Origin of the sequence: Rhodovulum euryhalinum, from assembly GCF_004342445.1 — a bacterium.
In the GTDB taxonomy this organism is placed as follows: Bacteria; Pseudomonadota; Alphaproteobacteria; order Rhodobacterales; family Rhodobacteraceae; genus Rhodovulum; species Rhodovulum euryhalinum.
The window spans coordinates 14,285-32,579 of the sequence record NZ_SLWW01000021.1; the positions used below are offsets into that span (position 1 = coordinate 14,285).

The 18,295-nt window shown below is 65.1% G+C and carries 12 protein-coding genes and 1 pseudogene; 2 read left to right on the forward strand and 11 right to left on the reverse strand.

From position 1 onward, the window contains the following. Positions 1-2: 2 nt before the first annotated feature. The 4 genes from EV655_RS17490 to EV655_RS17505 all read right to left on the reverse strand — a co-directional run bounded on the left by EV655_RS17490 (position 3) and on the right by EV655_RS17505 (position 7,540). Complete coding sequence (locus tag EV655_RS17490; protein WP_132546643.1) at positions 3-1,334, reverse strand: McrC family protein; 1,332 nt, start codon at positions 1,332-1,334, stop codon at positions 3-5. After that, positions 1,331-3,805 carry an AAA family ATPase gene (locus tag EV655_RS17495; RefSeq protein WP_207902019.1) on the reverse strand — a complete coding sequence of 825 codons (2,475 nt, stop codon included), beginning with the start codon at positions 3,803-3,805 and terminating at the stop codon, positions 1,331-1,333. Before EV655_RS17495 ends, EV655_RS17490 begins: the two co-directional genes overlap by 4 nt. Before the next feature lie 9 nt (positions 3,806-3,814). Further along, complete coding sequence (locus EV655_RS17500) at positions 3,815-7,117, reverse strand: TM0106 family RecB-like putative nuclease (RefSeq protein ID WP_132546644.1); 3,303 nt, start codon at positions 7,115-7,117, stop codon at positions 3,815-3,817. Positions 7,118-7,261: 144 nt separating this feature from the next. Then, on the reverse strand, positions 7,262-7,540 hold the full coding sequence (locus tag EV655_RS17505) for a hypothetical protein (protein WP_132546645.1): 279 nt from the start codon (positions 7,538-7,540) through the stop codon (positions 7,262-7,264). A 116-nt stretch (positions 7,541-7,656) separates the two neighbouring features. Between EV655_RS17505 and EV655_RS17510 the strand changes: the two genes are divergently transcribed. Beyond that, positions 7,657-8,652 (forward strand): helix-turn-helix transcriptional regulator, encoded by a 996-nt coding sequence (locus tag EV655_RS17510; protein WP_243645135.1) that lies wholly within the window; start codon positions 7,657-7,659, stop codon positions 8,650-8,652. A gap of 26 nt (positions 8,653-8,678) precedes the next feature. After that, positions 8,679-9,344, forward strand: coding sequence for a HEPN domain-containing protein (locus EV655_RS17515; protein WP_165905395.1), 666 nt, complete (start codon positions 8,679-8,681; stop codon positions 9,342-9,344). Between the two features lie 48 nt (positions 9,345-9,392). Here EV655_RS17515 and EV655_RS17520 read toward each other — a convergent pair whose 3' ends face one another. The 7 genes and pseudogenes from EV655_RS17520 to EV655_RS17555 form a co-directional block, all read right to left on the reverse strand. Next, on the reverse strand, positions 9,393-11,432 hold the full coding sequence (locus tag EV655_RS17520) for a DNA/RNA helicase domain-containing protein (protein WP_132546647.1): 2,040 nt from the start codon (positions 11,430-11,432) through the stop codon (positions 9,393-9,395). A gap of 249 nt (positions 11,433-11,681) precedes the next feature. Further along, positions 11,682-11,939 carry a hypothetical protein gene (locus EV655_RS17530; protein ID WP_132546649.1) on the reverse strand — a complete coding sequence of 86 codons (258 nt, stop codon included), beginning with the start codon at positions 11,937-11,939 and terminating at the stop codon, positions 11,682-11,684. Beyond that, a complete protein-coding gene (locus EV655_RS17535; protein ID WP_132546650.1) occupies positions 11,936-12,610 on the reverse strand; it encodes a YcbK family protein in 675 nt (224 codons plus the stop codon). Before EV655_RS17535 ends, EV655_RS17530 begins: the two co-directional genes overlap by 4 nt. A gap of 73 nt (positions 12,611-12,683) precedes the next feature. Beyond that, on the reverse strand, positions 12,684-12,971 hold the full coding sequence (locus EV655_RS17540; protein ID WP_075784372.1) for a DUF6127 family protein: 288 nt from the start codon (positions 12,969-12,971) through the stop codon (positions 12,684-12,686). A 19-nt stretch (positions 12,972-12,990) separates the two neighbouring features. Then, on the reverse strand, positions 12,991-14,070 hold the full coding sequence (locus EV655_RS17545; RefSeq protein ID WP_132546651.1) for a DUF2793 domain-containing protein: 1,080 nt from the start codon (positions 14,068-14,070) through the stop codon (positions 12,991-12,993). 74 nt (positions 14,071-14,144) lie between these two features. Further along, positions 14,145-14,477 carry a hypothetical protein gene (locus tag EV655_RS17550; protein ID WP_243645136.1) on the reverse strand — a complete coding sequence of 111 codons (333 nt, stop codon included), beginning with the start codon at positions 14,475-14,477 and terminating at the stop codon, positions 14,145-14,147. Between the two features lie 101 nt (positions 14,478-14,578). Then, positions 14,579-18,205, reverse strand: a pseudogene (locus tag EV655_RS17555) (baseplate multidomain protein megatron); the annotation flags it as partial. Positions 18,206-18,295 lie beyond the last annotated feature (90 nt).

Sequence of the window (18,295 nt, forward strand, 5' to 3'; positions counted from 1 at the left end):
GCTCAAACCACTTCATGATCTACTGCATCGACGAGCGATGCACCGAAGACCTGAGAATTGACGACCAGCTGTCGCAAACTTTCTCTTTGGCCTCCCTGTGTGCCTGCGAGATCATGCGTGGCCACGATCAGCGTTTCATTCGCTCCCCTTGTCGCGATGGAGTACCGGCAACGGATCGGATCGGGCGGCAAGTCGCCATGATGTGGGTACAGCAGCACAACGTTTGGGCAGTCGTAGAGCCTGCCGTAAGCCATCAGCTGGTAGACGTCCGCTTGGCTGACGCCTTGCTTCGGATCGTCGACCCTCGGCGTCATGCGCTTCCACTTGGTGTCGATGATTAGCACGATCTTCTCGCCAAGCCGGACGATGAGGTCCGGCCTTGTGCGGAAGCGCCCGGTCTCGCCTTCGTAGAGACAGTCCCGATGGCCGCCTTGCGACGACACGCGAAAGCCCGTGCCGGCCAGAGATCGCGACAGGATCCGTTCGATGTATGCTTCGAACAAGACGTTCATCTCGAAGAGCAACGCGTGACCGTCGATGCTCCCCGAGCTCGTCTGCTGGTGCCGGTCCGATAGAAAAAGGCGCGCGAAAGACAGAAGATCCCGCCAACGACGATTGGTCCGGTCCAGGACGATCCGGTCCCAGCGGAGGGCGTTCGGAGAAACGTCAGCCACGTCGGCGTACACGAAGCTCAGTTCGCGCAGCGCGCGTTGGTTGTCCGGTGAGGCAGACAGGCGCGACAGCTTGCGGACCGCCGCCCGCATGACCTGGTTCAGAGCGATGTCAGGCGAAAGGGCATCGAAACGGCATGCGAGCTTTTGTGGCGAGACCGCGAGCGTTGAGAACTGCCGTGTCACGTCCAGGCGTCCCCGAAGCGCAGGCAAGTCGTCTTCGTGTTCGAGGTAGTGGCGCGGCATCCCCTGCCGGACCGCGTCGATGAGCTTCGCACAGAATAGACGGATCAGAAGTTCGAGCACGGTCTCGCGCTGCCAGCCGAGTTGCGTCATCGCGCCGGCTTCGATTGGCAGATCGTAGGTCACCGCAAGCATGTGGATGAGGCGCTGCCGGAGCACCGCATCCGACACCCCGCTCTCGCCGCCCCCCTCGATCTTTGGCAGGATCTCCAGCTGGCAGCCGGGGGTGGCAATAACGCCGACGGCGCCAAGTGCGCGGAGACCCTTCCGCCCGTGCTCCAGCACGCCCTCGCCCTCGCGCCCCGAGAAGGTCGAGGTCCTCGCAACCCCGGCAAGCCGGTCTGCTTGCGTCTCCGGGATTTCGCTGTCGCCGGACCCGTAGGCGATACGCTCCCACTCGCGGATCGTGCGGCGGATCATGGCCCGACCAACTTGCTGTAGTCGAAGCCTTCATCGACGGATCGAACCTGCCAGCGAAACCGGGCGACAGCATCGCCGTCCTCGAGGCCCGGAGGCGGATTCAGGATCGCACGCTTGAGAAAGCCACCGGTGATCGAGCTTTCACCCGGTTCCAGGTCGCCGAGAACCGCCGCAATCTTGGCCCAGTCTTCAAAAAAGTACTCCGCGATGAGCGGGATGACCTTGTGGCGCATGACCTCGTCGACATCGGCTTGCGAACGGCACGCGGTGAAGTAGGCATGACCGATTTGATGCTCCCGGTCGTAAAGGTACTCGATCCGCTCGTTGATCTTGGTGAGCAGTTGCGGCAGGTCGATCCCGCATTTCTGACCAGCGTCTTCGAGGATGGATGCATCAGGCATCATTTCACGGAAGGTGAACCGCCGCCGGAGGGCAGTGTCGAGAAGCGCGACCGACCGGTCGGCGGTGTTCATTGTGCCGAGGATGTGCAGGTTAGACGGCACGCCGAATTCGTCCCCGGAATAGGGCAAGCGGACCCGTACCGCATTGGGCTGGTTGAGCCGCTTGTCGGCTTCAAGGAGTGTGATCAGTTCACCGAAGACCTTGGAGATGTTCGCCCGGTTGATCTCGTCGATAATCAGAACGAACTGATCGGGCTCGTCACCCCCGTCGTTCCTCTGACTGTTCATGTAACGCTCGAGCGCCGGAATATTGAGCTCGCTGTCGTAGAGCAGATAAATCGACTGCTGCATGAAACCGCGGCTGTAGATCTCGCTGACCGCTACCCCGTCTCGATCCACCCAGAGCCATCGCACCGTGCGCCGGTGGGCATAGCCCCCTTCCGGCCGTGGCTTGAACTCGTAGTCGCCGGCGAACTCCCCAATGGCACGGAACTGCTGGTTTCCCTTCGACACGATCACGATGTCGCCTTGCCGGACCCAGTTCCGGAATCGGAAGGGCATCTGAACCCATCCGGATCTTGCATCTATGTCGCCGCCGCCGTCTCGGTGGTCCTTGCAGGCCTCAAAGATCGCCTCACGGCTGGCGTACTTCTCATCGCTCCAGTCGATGTCGTCGAAGCCGAGGAGCGTGTAGCCGCCCTCTATCGATTCCTCGAACAAGTGCGCGTCCTCGGGGTTGTTCGCTTCGCCGATCGACATCTTGAAGACCTGGCGGCCCTCCAGCCTGATCATGTCATCGCCAGATGAGCGCCCACGGCTGGTCTCCGCGCGCTTCGCGATCCGCCTGAATATCCCGTGGACCGTTTCGAGCCGGAAGCCGGCCGACTCCGCCTCACCTTCGCCGTCCGCTCCGGTCATGGGCTGCCGACCTTCGACGAAATCCTCGTAGGACATCGACTGGTGGAATGTGACGAACTCGATGCGCCCGGCCGCCACGAGCCTCTGGTAGACCGCCATGAGCTCGGCCCGATCCTGCGGCACCGGCTCGCCACACAGCCGCACTGCCTCCGCCGCTGTGGTGAAGGTCTTCCCGGTCCCTGGCGGCCCATAAAGGATGAGGTTGGTTGCGGACGCCGATATCGTCGTGCTCGCTTGGTCCATTGTGTCCGCTTCCGAGTTAGATCCAAGTTGGTAGGTAAATGTTGTTGAGCTGCTAGGATTCGGTTCTGAAATCGCGGGCGGCGGGACCTTCGCAAGCTGCTGAAGCTTCTCGCCACCGAGAGTTTGGCAGATATTTGGGAAAGCGTTCTTCAGCCCCATTGCGCTGGCCAGGTCTCCAGCACGTACGGTCACAGTCTTTAGGCGTTTCTCCCGAGCCGGCTCGATAAAGTAATTAAGTGCGCATAGCCTGATACGATCAGCGCCTGAAATAAGGTGCTCGTATCGTTCGGGCGCTTGAACAGGCTCATCCGCCTGATCAACGATAATGAAGCCGGAGTTGTGAAGCCTGGCAGCCGCGTCAGCTTTTTGGCCCCAACCACCATTCAGCTCAGTCTTTTTCAGGAGGTATCCAACGAGCGGCTTACTGGGGAAGACGCGATTCTCACGGTCCTGGCTGGATCGCACCCAGTAGTCCCGCGGATCGCCGAAGTGGCGGAATATTTCGCTTTCTTCGCCGTTCTTACTGTAGCGATCAAAGGCATCCATCGCCTCTTCGATCTCTCGCCTCGTGAAAAGGCCCCGCGCCTCGACCTGTGTGGGAAGGCTCACCGTTGCGGGTTGCCAATGACTGCCATTGCTATTTCCGTCGATAACCACGCCCGCTGCACGGCTCTGACTGTTGAACACATGATCGACGCTGAAACGAAAAAGTGCCGGATTCTCATCGGGGACGAGAATACCCTGTTCAACCAAACGGTCTCGTTCGGGCCTGTCGCGCTTCTTAATTGGGGATCCTTCCCGCATCGCGGTTGACCCCTGGCGAACAACGAAGCCAGATGGCACTGGCTTGCCGAAGGCGAGAGCCTGCTCTTTCTTGATTTGTAGCCAGCCGTCTTCAGGTTTTGTCATCTTTTTTCTTTAGACTCTGAAATCCACTGCATTCAACGCACAGAGCGTATTTACTAGCCGCATCTGCTCGACCGTCTCACACTTCGCCTCGCGCAGACGCGGCGCGCCGAAGACCAGCGCCAGGCTTTTTGCGCGCGAGACAGCCACGTTGATGCGGTTGAGGGAGAACAGGAAGTCCATCCCGCGCGGCGTTTCCTCGGCTGATGAGGCCGTCATGGAGACGAGGCAGACCGGCGCCTCCTGTCCCTGGAACTTGTCGACCGTGCCGACGCGGATACCGGGCGACAGCGCGTCGCGAAGGGCGTTCACCTGCGCGTTGTAGGGGGCGACGACGATGATGTCTGTCTCGCGCATGGCGCGACCAGTGCCGTCCTTCTCCGTCCATTCGCCTTGCAGAAGATCGGTGACCGCGGCCTGGATCGCGGCGACCTCCTCGGTCGAGACCTGCGCATTGCCCTCATGCGCGACCGGCACCCAGAAGGCCCCCGCCTCGGAGAACCGGGTGCCTCTGACGAGCTGGCGTGCCGTATTGGGGTGGCTGGTCAGCCGACCCTCGTAGACCTGCTCCGAGATGAAGCGGCAGACCTCAGGATGCATGCGCCGCGAGACAGGAAGGAAGATGCCGCGGTCCGGCGGGATCGTCGCGTGATCGCCCAGCATCCAGTCGAGGCATGAGAGGTTCGCAGGCTCGGGGTGCGCCCCCTGGATGACCTGCGGCAGCTGACGCGGATCGCCGACCAGCACGATGTTGCGCGCAGCGCGCCCCATGGCGACCATATTTGCGAGGCCGACTTGTCCAGCCTCGTCAACGAAGAGCCAGTCCAGAGACTGTTCGAGTTCCGGGCGCGAGAAGAAGAACGCAGTTCCGCCGACGACATGGGCCTCTGTCAGCGCAGGGTCGTCGTTGGACGTGGCACGAGTGATGCCGGCGAAGCCCTCAGGATAGCCGTCTTCCTCACCGCTCACCTTATGAGCGAGCTCGGCGTTTTCCAATGTGATGTCCGGGTCGTCGTCCTCCAGCGCATGAAGACAGCCCATCAGCACATTGCGAATGGCCTCGTGGCTGTTGGAGGCCACGCCGACGCGGTGACCGTTCCGTACGAGAGACAAGATCGCCCGCGCCGTGACATAGGTCTTGCCGGTGCCTGGCGGCCCTTGGATCGGCAGCACGGTGCCGTCCATCGCGCCAACGGCCGCGATCGTCCCAGCCACAGGATCGGCTCCCTCCAGCAGGTCGGATTTCGGGCTGGTCGTGAGGCGCGGGGCTGCGCGGGACAGGAGGTCGTCGATGGCGGTGAACCGACGCGGCCCGCATTGATCCGCGATGACGTCACGCAGTGCCACGGCAATAACGCCGGTATTAAGCGGCCAGTCTGGGTGCAGCGTGAGACGCTCGCCCAGCAGGTGCGCTTTCTTTGGTCCCGCCTTAAGAGTGATCTCTCGGCTCGTCCGGTCGAGAGCCGCAATGTCAATGGTGGCAGGCGGCCCGTCGATGACTGGCACGGTCGCCTTCTTGCCGCCCCGCAGCTTCGTCTCCTGGGGCGGGAACCGATATGTGCGCGCCATGGATCGCTTCTCCGGTTCCGCCGGCCCGAGAGCCTCGAGCCCGGCAAGCGCGTCGAGGTCGTCGATCAACTCGTCCTCGTCCTTACCAGCGCTGTCGAACACGGCCCATTGCGCGGGTTTCGCCTCGCGTTTGTGGAACAGACCGAGGTTGAAAAGCATCTGCTGGCGCTCGTCGGGCAGCCCGGACGCGGCAAGCATGGCACGCAGCTCTGAGGCGTCGGCATCCTCCGCCTCCTCTTTGTCGCCCGCATCGTTGGCCAGACGCGGCCAGGGGCGTTCGGGCCGGACCCGAACCAGCCAATCTTTGAGTTCCTCCGTGGAGATGCAGTCGATGCGGTTGTACTCCTCGATCTCGTCGAGGATCTGCTGCTCGCCCGTCTCGCGCCAGCGCTCGTAGGCGACCACCGACCCACCTGCCGTCTTCACCGCGCCGTCGCGCTTTCGGTCATAGAAGGCTTCCATCGACTTGATGGAATAGTTCGCCTCCGAGCAGATCAGTCCGCCGCGCACAACGGCGTAGAGATCGACGAACCGCCGCTCGCGCAGGAGCCGGTCGAGGAACGCCTCACCGATCCCGTATTTCGTGGTCAGCCGACGCAGCGCGGTGACCTCGTAAGGCGCATAGTGGTAGATCCGCGCATCCGGGTAGGCGTCAAGCCGCGCCCGGAAGAACGCCAATAGCTCCGACAGGGCCTTCGCCTCGGCCTCATGGTCATGGGCCCAGTAGGCGTAGAACCGCCCGTCGCACCACACGCCGTGCAGGTATTCGAGGCCGCCCTCGTAGTGAGGATCGCCCTCGATGTCGTAGAAGATGTCGCCAGGCGTCGGCTCGGGCAGCAAGTCGAAGCCCTTGCCCGGCTCGGGTGCGCGCAGTTCGTAAGCAGGTCCCCCCGTCTTGCGGGCATGTTGAAGCCGGGCCTGGGTGACGAGCTTTGCCCGCGTGGTCTCGGCCATACCGCGAACGGGGTGGTCGAGGCGAGCCAGCGCCTCCATCGTCGTGATCCCCGCCGCTTCGAGCTTCTTCACCTGTCCGCGGCTGATACCCGCCACATTGAAGAGGCTGTCCTCGGCGACCCACCCGCTTTCACAATGATCGGCCCAGCGGCATAGCGCGCAGTCGGCGCAGGGGACGGGGCGCGTGGGCGAAGGGTCAGCCACGAACGCCTCGAGCCGTGCCCGCGCGCCGCGTGCATAATGGGCGTAGTCGGCGAGCCGCAGCGTCGCGCGCTCGCCGGAGCCGAGTTCGACATGTGCGAATTCGGGCGCGACCCCCTGAATCTCGGTCAAGAGGTCGGAGTAGAGCACGAGCTGGAGGACGTGTTTCGGATGCGGCCGACGCTTCAGCTTGGTGTCGGCGACCTCGTAGCTGAAGGGCCCGAGCGCCGAGGGGCGCTCCACGCGCTCTAGGAAGTCCGACCAGCCGCCCCAGTTGCCCGACAGGAACGCGCCCTGAAAGACCACCTCGGCACCTTCGTTCAACGCCACGCGCGTGGCCTCCGCATCGCGCGCCAGATTGCCGCGCGGGATCTCGACCACGGACCTGCCAGAAACCTTCAAACGCTCCAGATGCGCGGCCTCATGCGCGTCGCCCTGCTTCTGCAGAAGCGCAGCATCCTCGCTGTCCCCGCCCGGTTCTGGCCCTTCGCCGCGCAGGCGCATCAGATCAAGTGTCGTCGCATGGGCACAGCCCATGAACCGCATCAGGTCGCTCGCCGAGAAGAGGATGTTGCCGCCGATTTCCCGCATGGGCTCCTTCAATCGTCAATGAGCGCAACCCGAACCGCGGAAAACGTCTCCTGATTGCAGCTTCTTAAATCACCCCTGTGGGTGTCAATAACTGTCGGCCCTTACGAAGGTCCGCCGCCTGGAGGGCGTGCGAACAGCCACGCCTCAAGCCTGCTTGGTATTCCCGCCACGGACGATCCGGAGGCTCTCCGGAGAAATCAGCGAAGCTCGCTTTCCATTCGCCCCCATCCACAGAGAGAAGCCTTTCTCGATCAGTTCCGCAGCTTCATCGAGGGTCTTCACATAGACGGTGTGTTCGGCGTGATGCTTGGCGTTGCCATGGGCAGGGTCGCCAAGGCGGTAACCTTTCGACGTGAAGTCTGGTTCTTCCACAACGCCTTCACGTGGAGAAACTCGTTCGATCCTGATCACACGCCCACTCATGGCCATCCATCTCCCTTTCGAAGCTTCTGTCTGCCTTTCGCCAGTTCCTCTGCAGCGGTGAGAGAATCAGGTCGACAGGCAACAGATACCTTCTTAGCCTCCAAGGGTGTCAAAAATTGGCAGGCTGCGAGGCGCGCATGTCCTTTTCCAAGGCTCAGGATCTGATCCGGCTCGCACAGTTGGCTGCGGCAAGACGCTGCGGGATCAGCCTCGAGGAGATCGCGCTGGAATTCGGAGTGTCCCACCGGACAGCGCAGCGGATGACCGACGCGCTGGAGGAAACCTTTGGAAACGTCTTGGTAGAGGATGGCGAGGACCGCAAACGACGCTGGCGGCTGATCGATGCTGGCCTCGACCGCCTGCAACTTCGCCATGAAACAGGTGTAGAGGCATTGGAGATCGCCGTTCGCGGGGCGGAGGCCGAGGGTCGGCTACGACATGCACGAGCCTTGGCTGATCTGCGCGAGGGGCTGCTGGCTCAGGCGCCCTCCCGGTCCCGTATCGAGACCGACGCAGAGGCGGTCCTGGCCGCCATGGGACAGGTCACGCGCCCCGGCCCGAAAGTCAGCGTCGAGACAGACGTGCTCGATGCCATCATCGAGGCCCTGCGCGGCCCGTTTCGCCTGAGTGTGCGCTACAACCAGGACGACGCAAACCGCATCCTGGAACCACATGGCGTCTTGCTGGGCCACCGGACATACCTAGCGGCACGCGACCCCGCCAAAGCAGACGAGGTACGCAATTTCCGCATCGACCTGATCCGCGCGGCGGAAGTCCTCGACGAGAGCTTCCAGCTTCAGGAGGGTTTCAGCATCGTGGATTACGCTGCACGGTCCTTCGGGGTCTGGCAGGATCCCGAACAATACGGCGAGGTGATCTGGCGCTTCGCGCCTGAGGCAGCCGAGCGCGCCGCTGGCTTTCGCTTTCATCCGCGGCAAGTGCTTGAGCCGCAAGACGACGGCAGCCTTGTCGTGCGTTTCGAGGCAGCAGGCTGGCTGGAGATGACCTGGCACCTCTACCAGTGGGGGAACAAGGTCGAGGTCATTGCCCCGGAGGCGCTCCGGGCGATGGTGGACGGATACCGCCGGTCCGATTTCGGCGCGATGCCGTGAACGAGTATTAGAAACGGAGGAATTCGATGACGGACAGCCTGTCGTTTAGCGCCTTAAAGGAGAAGCAACGCGCGATCCGTGCAGGCTTCCCCGAGACGATGGGCCTGCGCGTACACCGCTCCATCAGCTGGATCGGACGAGCCGAGTCGTGCGGCGACGATCACGATGCGCGCTTCATCTTCCTCTGGATTGCCTTCAACGCAGCCTATGCGGACGAGCGCGAATTCCAGTGGGTTGCACCCGGGGAAAGGGCTGCGATAGTCGATTACTTTGGCAAGCTGGTGGCGCGGGATGAAGAGCGACGCGTTTACAAGGCGCTATGGCAACGGTTCTCAGGTCCAGTTCGGATGCTCATGGAGAACCGCTTCGTCTTCAACCCATTCTGGCAGCATCAGAACGGCATAGACGGATTCGAGGATTGGGAGGAAAGGTTCCGGACCTCCTCGCGCAGCTTTGCACAGGCGTTCCAGGCCGGCGACAGCGTTCGCGTTCTCAGCTTCGTCTTCGACCGGCTCTACGTGCTGCGCAATCAGCTGGTGCATGGCGGATCGACGTGGAACAGCGGCGTAAACCGAGCACAGGTCCGTGACGGCGCCGCGATACTCGGCTTCCTCCTCCCGGTCTTCGTGGATCTGATGATGGACAACCCGAAGGAGGATTGGGGGCGTCCCTTCTACCCGGTGGTCGAGTAGCCAGACTGTACACAGTTCATACGCTCAATAGTTCGATCAGCGGCGACTCTAGTTCTGTGTGAGTTCCGCACACCCCGCTGCAAGCAAAGCTTCGGCACAGGCGTCCATCTCATCCGGGGAACGGGTCGGATCATCAGCCTCGCCCCGCGGCACGAAGAGCACGAGACCGGCCCGGGCCCGGGTAAGCAGCACGCGATAGCCATTCAGCCGAAAACGCTGTTTCTCAGTGTCTCGTGCAATCTGCCATCGAGGCGCACGCATCATCCTCGGCAGCCAACCCTGATCAGTCCAGATCAGGTCTCCACCCCAACACAGGCACGCATAATCCAACTCGAGCCCCTGGCACCCGAACTCGCTCATCGGGGTCTCAAGCGCACCAGCGCTGCGGAAATCAGTGAAGGGCTTCAAGAACCAATGGCCGATGGGATTCAACTCATTTGATCGCGGTGAAGGCGGCACTCCCTCGCCGACGAGGCGGACGGCCCCCGAGCTCGCCAGCAGGCCGACGGTTCGACCGCCCCGTCGCCGTTGACGGAGCCATTGCTTCGCGACGGAGATGTCTCGCGTCATCAAGGCCGGCGGGGCATCCATTCTGGAGGCCAGGGCCTTCGCCTCCACGATGTCGCCATCCAGAAGACGCGCCACCCACTGCGCATGAAGGGGGTTTCGATACGCCCGGATGGCGTTTGCCAGGTGCAGGGCTGACTCCCGTCGAACCTCGACACCGCCGAGCCCGCCCTCAGCGAACATGCCGGATCCTGGAACGTCCGGCCCGCCGTCAAGCGCCTGGGGCGCGGCGACCACACGCCATCGACTGCCTGCGCTCTGAGCTGAGCGCAGCGTCTCCCCCCAGAGAGCGAGGCCGCCTTCGCCCCGATTGATCTCTTGGCCAGGACCAACCAGACAGACGAGGCAGGCCCAGTCCAAGCGATCGAGGATCTCGAGAAAGAGTTCGGGCTCGGAGCTCGGCCGTCCCATAAGCTCCTTGCCAACCTCGGCATCCCAGGCGCGCTGCGCCTCATCGAAGACGATCACATGCTCCGGCGGCGGAGCGCCGTCCGTGTGCTCCTTCAAATAGCCAAGGAGGTTCTGAATGGCTGCGTCAGCGAAACGTCGCGCTTCGGTCTTCGTCATCGCGCCACGCGCAGCGCTGTCCTCCGCCAGGGCTTCGGTCAGCACATGGACCAATGGGCGGTTACCCGAGAGAAGCGCTGCGGGACGGGTCCCCGATCTGCTCTTGAGTGCGAGGTCCAATCCGAGCAGCGTCTTGCCGGCGCCAGGTGCGCCGGTCACGAAGCACACGACCTTGGCACGGAACGCCTCTGCGTCGGCGGCGATTTCCTGCAGCGCTGCTGCCGCAGCCTGCAACTCGGCATCGGCTGCGTCACCGCGCCCAATGTCTGCGATCTCGTGCCCGGCATAGAGCGCCTGCGCTGCCTCCACGATGTTGGGAGTCGGCCGGTACGGTGAGTAGTCGAACCCGTGCGCGTCAATCGCGGCAGCATTCGGATCGACATGGCTTTGCAGAACCAGAAACGCGTCTGCGAGCGTTGTCGCATTGGCTTCCATCAACGTACCGACGCCTTCGACCAAGGTCGTCGCCGGCGGCCTCGCCCGCGCCCGCTCAGCGCATAGGATCGGCAGGATCAGCCGCTGCTGTGAGGCCTCGTGGAAATCGCTGAGCGATTGAGCATAACGTTCCGTCTGGACGCGGTCGGCGCTCTGAAACGCCGTCGCATTGATCTTGAATTCGATCACGCCGACGACGCCGGGCGCGAGCACAACCGCATCGATCCGTTTTCCGAGCCGCAGCAGCGGGATTTCGAGGAGGAGCTGCCAGTCGTCGCAGAGCGAGCCTGACTTTGCGAAGCTTTCCTTCAGGATCTCGATTTCGCGCGCCCAGGCGCGAAGTTGTTCGGCCTCGGCGGCGGCGTGGAAGGCGACGTGGCGCGACGATAGCCTGCCGATGATCGTGTCATCGTCAGTGACGCGAAACTCTGAAACCGGCGCAGCATAAAATGAACGGCCTGTGCGACGGCCGGACGTTTGCGGCCGGTCAGTCTCGTCCAGGTCCAGGGATGAGCTCATTGTGCGCCACGCCACTTCCTAAAAACTTATGAAGTCATAGGACTTAGCATAGTTCGCAAGCGGGCGGACTCACAAGAGCAGCGATCTGCGGAAGGCTACTGCCGCGCCTGCTCTCGCATCACAGCATAGTCCGCGAGCATCTCGGCGATCGCTGATCCTTCCGGCAGCAAAGCGAGTTCCGCGGCCGCCCGAGACTGGAATTCCCTGCTGTATTCGACGACCGGCGGACATGCCCCGTGTCCGCCGACGTCAGAACTGACCGTCGCGCAGCCGCTCAGCCCGATCGTCGCGAGAACGAGGGCGACGCGCCGCCGCCTCGAGCATCCGTCTCTGTGCTTCATGGGTTTTCTCCATGGTCTCGAGCCGTTCGACCAGTCGGCCGGCGCGCGCGCCGGAGCGGCGCAGGGAAAGCAGGAACAGAAGGATCGTGAGTGCGATGACGCCGTAGCGGAGCGCCGTACGCGCCCATGCCGGTCCGGCGAGCGTGGCGAGGAGCCCGCCGATCACCGCCGCCCCCGGCGCCAGTCATCGAGCCGGGCGTAGATTGTGACCGCGATCCCCCCGAGGGCTACGGCGATGAACACCCATCGCAGGGTATCGAGGTACGGTACCAGCGGCAGGATCGCGGATTGCGTCTCCGCCAGAACGCTCTGCGCAACCTCCACCCCGGCAGCGCCCAGCGTGGCTACGCCTGCCGCGCCACCCCCCTTCATCGTGCGGCTGTGGGCCAGCACTTCGCGCGCGGGCGGCGTTTCGGCTGCAAATGCCGTCGCCCGCACCGGAAACCGCTCACCCCACTGGCGCGGGGGGCCGAGGTCGACATGCATGAACCCTGAGCGGGGATAGAAGCCGATGCCGAGGAACCCGACCTCCCGCGCCGCCGCCTCGAACGCCGCCGGGTTGTGGTTCGCCATGGCGATGTCGAAGGCGGCGCCGTCCATGTGCTTCGACCGGGTCGCGCCGCCGACAGCGCGATTGTGCTCGGGACTGCGATAGGCCGAGCGCACGATGAGCGGCTTGCCCAGCCGGTCGCGCAGCGCCTGCAGCTTGTCGAGCGCGGGTTCGTTGATCAGCAGCTTACCGGTGCCCCGGCAGGCGATCTCGGCCGGGCTGAAGTTCGGCCAGCGCCAGGTGCCCTCAGGCACGTCGCGCCAATGGCGATGGAATGTCGTGGTCATGCGATCCTCCAGAAACAAGAAACCCGCCTCGAGAGCGGGTCATTGCGGGCTGATGAATGGGGATGGGGAGCGGCTACGGGCCGCCGCCGAAGATCTTGAGCTTGATGGCGATGCCCGCGAGCAGCGCCAGCATGACGCCGGTTGTGATCATGCGTACCGCGGTTTGCATGGCGGTGCGGCGGACCAGCCGGATGCAGTCCACCAGGGAGCGCAGATCGCGGATGTCGAGGGCCGCCTCGTCGCCGTCGAGGCCGACATCGGCGAGCGCACGCTTCGCGCCCTCCTCGGCCGCCCGGGTCAGGATCGCCTCGAACTCGGCATCGGGCATGCGCACGAAGCCCTCGGATCGGGGTGGGTTCATTGGGTCCTCCTTGCGCCGCTCAGCCGATCTTGCAGCCCCAGAAGCTGGTGTGATCGGCGGCGACATAGCCGTCAGCAGTGCGGAACGAGGCCTGCAGCTCGACCGTGTCGCCCGCGGCGAGTGGGGTCATGGTCTGCAGCCAGAGCGCGGTGGCGAGGCTGACATGGGCGGCGTTGCCCGCCTCGCCGAAGGAGCCGCGAACCTCCGCGGTCCCGTTCAGCACCAGCCGCCCGCGCAGGCGCGCCGTGGTCGCGCTGTTGACCTTGTAGAGCAGCGTCGCGCCGAAGAGGTAGTCGCCGTCCACGGGCGCCACGAACCGGTTGTTGGCGGCGTCGAACGCCCCCTGATCGTTCACGTCGGTGTTGTTGATCGCGATCGTCGTCCAGGTCCCGACGCCCACGTAGTTGTCGTAGTTCGTGTACGCCTTGAAGCGGGGGAGCCGCGGCTGGTCGACGATCCCGGTCGCGTTGTCCGCGATCAGCGCGTCGAAGAAGGCGCTGCCGTCGGCCGAGACCGCGAGGCGAAAGCGGTCGGAGCCGAACAGCCCGAGCAGCGCCTTCGTCACGAAGCCGCTCTGCAGCGTCAGGCCGAGATCGTCGGCCGCGGTCTCCTTGTTCATGGTGTAGAACAGATCGCCCGTGCCGCCCTCGGCCGCGGTGAGCGCGGTCCAGAGCGCGGCGTTCAGCTTGGCCGAGAACGGGTTCGAGGCATCCGCTGTCGTGCCCAGCCCCAGGAGCGCGAGGTTCTGCAACGCGGCCGGTGTCGTCCCGACCCAGCCTACGCCGTCGTAGACTAGCAGAAGGCCCTCGTCCTCGACCCACGCCCGCCAGCCCGCACGAGGCGGCAAGCGCAGCCAGGAACCGTCGGTGAATAGCGCCACGTTCAGATCCCAGCCCGCCCAGTCGCCCGTCGCGCCCGAGCCGACGATGTAGCGGTCACCATCGGTCGGAGAACCGGGCGGCGCGGTCAGGTTTCGGTCGAGGACCGAGAGATGCACGAGCCCGTCGAGGATCCTCAGCGTCTCGTTGTGGGTGATGTGCTTCTGGGCCTGCGCCGCCAGGATGTAGGGCAGCAGCAGATGGGTCGTGGCATCGGACATGGACGGTCTCCAGAACGAAGAACGCCGCCTGCATGGCAGGCGGCGAACAGTGGCGCAGCGGTGGTGCTGACGAGCTACCCGTGCTCGGGCGTCTTCCCCGGAATCGCGGACAGAACTGGGTCGGGTTTCGCCGCGTCCCACTTCGCGGTCATCGCGGCCCAGCGATCAATTTCGGCACGGAAGGCCGGGTCATCGATCCGCAGATGGAAGGTGTAGAGCCGATCGACAATCTCGCGCATGACCGCGCGCATCTCGTCGTCATCGATCCGAGAGACCTCGGACCAGGGAATGCGGTTGCCTTCTGCATCTTGGACGATGACGTCGCTGCCGTCACCGGTGCGCGAGATGGGCGTCCGGCCCGCATGCAGGGCCTCCAACTGCGTGTTGCGCACGCAGGCCACGGCCATCACTCTGGCAAGCTGGGCTGCTATACGGTCTTCGTCTTCAGGGCGCATGACCCAAGCTTACGCCGCAGGATGCGTGCTCTTCCAGAACTCATTGCGATGCCTCAAAAGGTCAGCGTGACAGTCTTGGGCGCGCCCCGCCCGACGAGGGCGGAGAGCTGGAATATGCGGATGTCGAGCGTGTCGCCGGGGGCGAGCGGCGCGCTCCAGTCTGCGGTCTGCTGGCCGGCGGTGTAGACCACGCTGGAGGTTGCGGTGCTCAGCACCCGCTTCACGGTGGCGCCGTCGAGGATCTCGACTTCATAGGCTTCGAGTTCCTCGCCGAGCGGCACTTCGAGCCCGCCCCAGTTGTCGGCCGAGAGCGCGCGGGACCGGCGGGTCCAGCGTATCGTCAGATCGCCGGGCGTGCGTGGGCGACGCCACGGCTGCTCGACATGGGCGACGGAGAACGGTCGCAGTCCGACGCCCTCGGGCGTGAAGGACTGCGCCACATAGGTCTCGTCGCTGACCGGACGGCTCGCCGGGCCAATGCGCCAGTTCCACGGGATGCCGAGGTCGGCCTCGGCGATCGGCAGCGACGCCAGCGCGGTGTCCAGCACGACGACCCGCGCGCCTGCGGGCGCCGGGTTGCCCATGGCGCCCTCGGTCCCGCGCTGGCCGCGCAGGAGCCGGGTCAGGCGATACCGGCCGGGCGCCAGAAGCTCTGCCGCGCCAGCCTGCACGATCTCCCAGACGCCGGGCGCGCTCTCGATCGCGAGCGCGTTCGCCCCACCGAACAGCGTCAGGTCGGTGACGCTCTCCAGCGTGCCGGTCAGCAGATCGACGACGAGCGCGTTCCCGAGATCGAAGCGTGAGGTGGGACCGGAATACAAGTCCGAGACCAGCGCCCCGATCCGGGCGCGACTGCCGAAGGTTGTCAGCAGCTCGAACCCGTCGGTCGACGGGCTGCGAAACACAGCCATTTCGCCCGGCCAGGGAATTGCGTGGGCGGCGACCAGCGGCCGATGCGCGGGCTGGTCCTCGGTCAGCTGCGGCAGGTCCATCAGCAGCACATCCGGCGCGCCGAACACCACGGCCCGCGTCAGCGACGCCGCGCGCGGATCGCCGGGTGGCAGATCGTAGGTCGCCCGGTCCTGGCGGACCGCCTCGATGCCGCGCACCTCGGCATCGGCGATGGAGACGAGCCGCAGATCGACCAGCCGCCCGTCATGCTCCAGCCGGACCGCATCGGCGGGGTCGAGCGCGAGGTGCGAGGGCGGCAGACGGAACGCCGCCGTCTCGCGCCCCACCCACGCCTCCATCAGCGCGCGGCGGCAGCGGCGCTCGGCCTCCTCGGGCGGCACCGCCATCGGGAAGGACTCGGAGGCGATGCGCGTCGTATCCACGGTGATGCGCCGGGCCTCGACGAGGGCCGCGTCGTAATCCTCGTCGGCGCGCGCGATCTGCCATTTCAGCGCCTGCGGCAGTTCGGTCTCCTGGCCGCGCGTCAGTTCCAGCAGGTCGCCCTCGCGGGCGGCCACCAGATCGTCGGGCGCAAGGGTGGCGACGGAGGCCCGGCCGCGCATGACGAAGCGGATCACGCCCTCGGTCTCCACCGCATCGAAGCCGAAGTGGCGCGACAGCGTGGTGATCGAGGCGCGCGGGCTTTCCAGCGCGGTGATGGCGTAGCCCTCGACCGCGCCCCAGAGCCCGGTGACGTTGATCAGGTCTTCGGGCAACCCGGCGCGCAGGCAGAGGTGCCGGACGAGCGCCGCCAGCGACACCGCGCCAAGCCGTCCGGTCAGCCAGTGCCCGAGCCGCCAGTTCGCGCCGTCGGTCCAGACGTCGGTCAGCGCGGGGAAGAATGGGTACGGCCGCGCGTCCCATGTCCAGGCGGCGCATTCGGGAACGTGCACCATGCGGCCGCCATAGACCGACGACAGCGGGTTGTTCGCGGCCTCGCCCCACCAGAGATACGTCGCCTCGAGATAGGCCCGCTGGATGGCGTCATCGCGCCAGCCCCGCGAGAAATGCGGCGTGAAGCTCTCCGACGACTTCGGATCGAAGAAGACGTTGGGCTGGTTCGTTCCCCGGTCGATGGCGGGACAGCCAAGCTCGGTGAACCAGATCGGCTTGGACTGCGGCGCCCACGCCGTTGGCGTCGCGCTCTCCACCCCGCCCGGACGGTCGTAATGCGGGTTCGCCCACCAGCTGCGCAGATCCTTGTAGCGGTACACCCAAGGCTTGCTGGCGGCGCCGTCGGTGATCGAGGTGCGAACCTGCGCGGTTCGGTCGGCGGCGCTGGCATAGAACCAGTCGAAACCTTCGCCGCCAGCGATGTTCCCCTGCAGGTAGGCCCGGTCGTAGATCGCGGGCCAGCCCTCGGCCGCGTCGGCATGCTCGAACCCATCGCGCCAGTCCGACAGCGGCATGTAGTTGTCGATACCGACGAAATCGATCTCCGGGTCCACCCAGAGCGGGTCGAGGTGAAAGAACACGTCGCCGCTGCCGTCGCCCGGCTGGTGCCCGAAATACTCCGACCAGTCCGCCGCATAGCCGATCTTCGTCCCGGACCCGAGGATAGAGCGCACATCTGCGAGCAGGTCCCGATACGCCTGCACCGCGGGATAGGTGCTGGGGCCCGACCGGATCGTCGTCAGCCCCGGCATCTCGGTCCCGATGAGGAAGGCATCGACGCCACCCGCTGCCGCGCAGAGATGGGCGTAGTGCAGCACCATGCGGCGCAGGCCCCAGTCGCCGGGCGTGCCTGTCCACGAAACCGACTGACCCGAGACGCTGAAGCTGGCGGGCGTCGCCGCGCCAAATAACGCCGTGACCTGCGTGGCGGCCGTGGCGGTCTTGTCCACGGTCCCGGCGAACCCCGCCGCCGGAGAACAGGTGATCCGCCCCCGCCAGGGGAACGCGGGCTGGCCCGTCTCGGCGGCATTGTCGGAATACGGGTTCGGCAGGGTGTTGCCGGGCGGCACGTCCATCAGGATGAACGGATAGAAGGTCACCCGCAGCCCGCGCGCCTTCATCTCCTGGATCGCCTGCACCACGGCGAAGTCGGACGGCGTACCGCCATAGACGGGGCGGTCCTGGTCATCGCGGCTGACGAGGAAGGCATTGGCGCGGCTGACGCCATTGACCGACCAGCTGACCGGCGTGGTCGATTTGGCCGACACCTCGACGCCCGGCCGCACCTTGCAGGAGCCCGCGCGCAGATCGTCGCCGAACCAGGCCACGACGAGGCTGACGCTCTGGACCGCAGGCGCCATCGCCTGCAGCCGGTCCAGCGCCTCCACCATGTCGGTGGCGTCCGGCAGCGCGTTCAGGTTCTCGGGCACCGTCGCGCCGCCATCGGTCTTGCGGATCGCCTGCGTCGCATAGGTGAACTCGCCCGAGGCCGGGATTATGGTGACGGCCTGCACCAGCCCCTCGGCGGTGTCGGGATCCGCGAGCGGCCGAAACACCTCGAAGGACAGCTGCGGCAGGCGGTTGCCATAGGTCGAGAGCGCCAGTTCCTCGAAGACCACATAGGCGGTGCCGCGATAGGAGGGCGTGCTGGCCGCGCCCATCTTCGCCGCGATGAACGGGTCGGCGGTCTGCGTCTCGTCGCCGGGATACCAGCGCCAGGTGACGCCGGAGAGGTCCATCGGCTTGCCGTCGGCCCAGATGCGCCCGATGCCGGTGATCGGGCCCTCGCAGAGCGCGACGGCGAAGCTGGCGTAGTAGAGATACTCGGTGTGTTGGCTGTCACTGAGAACTGACCCGGCGTTGTCACCGAGAACTGACCCGCCCGGTCGTTATGTTTGCTACTTCATGCTGGGGTCAATGGTGCC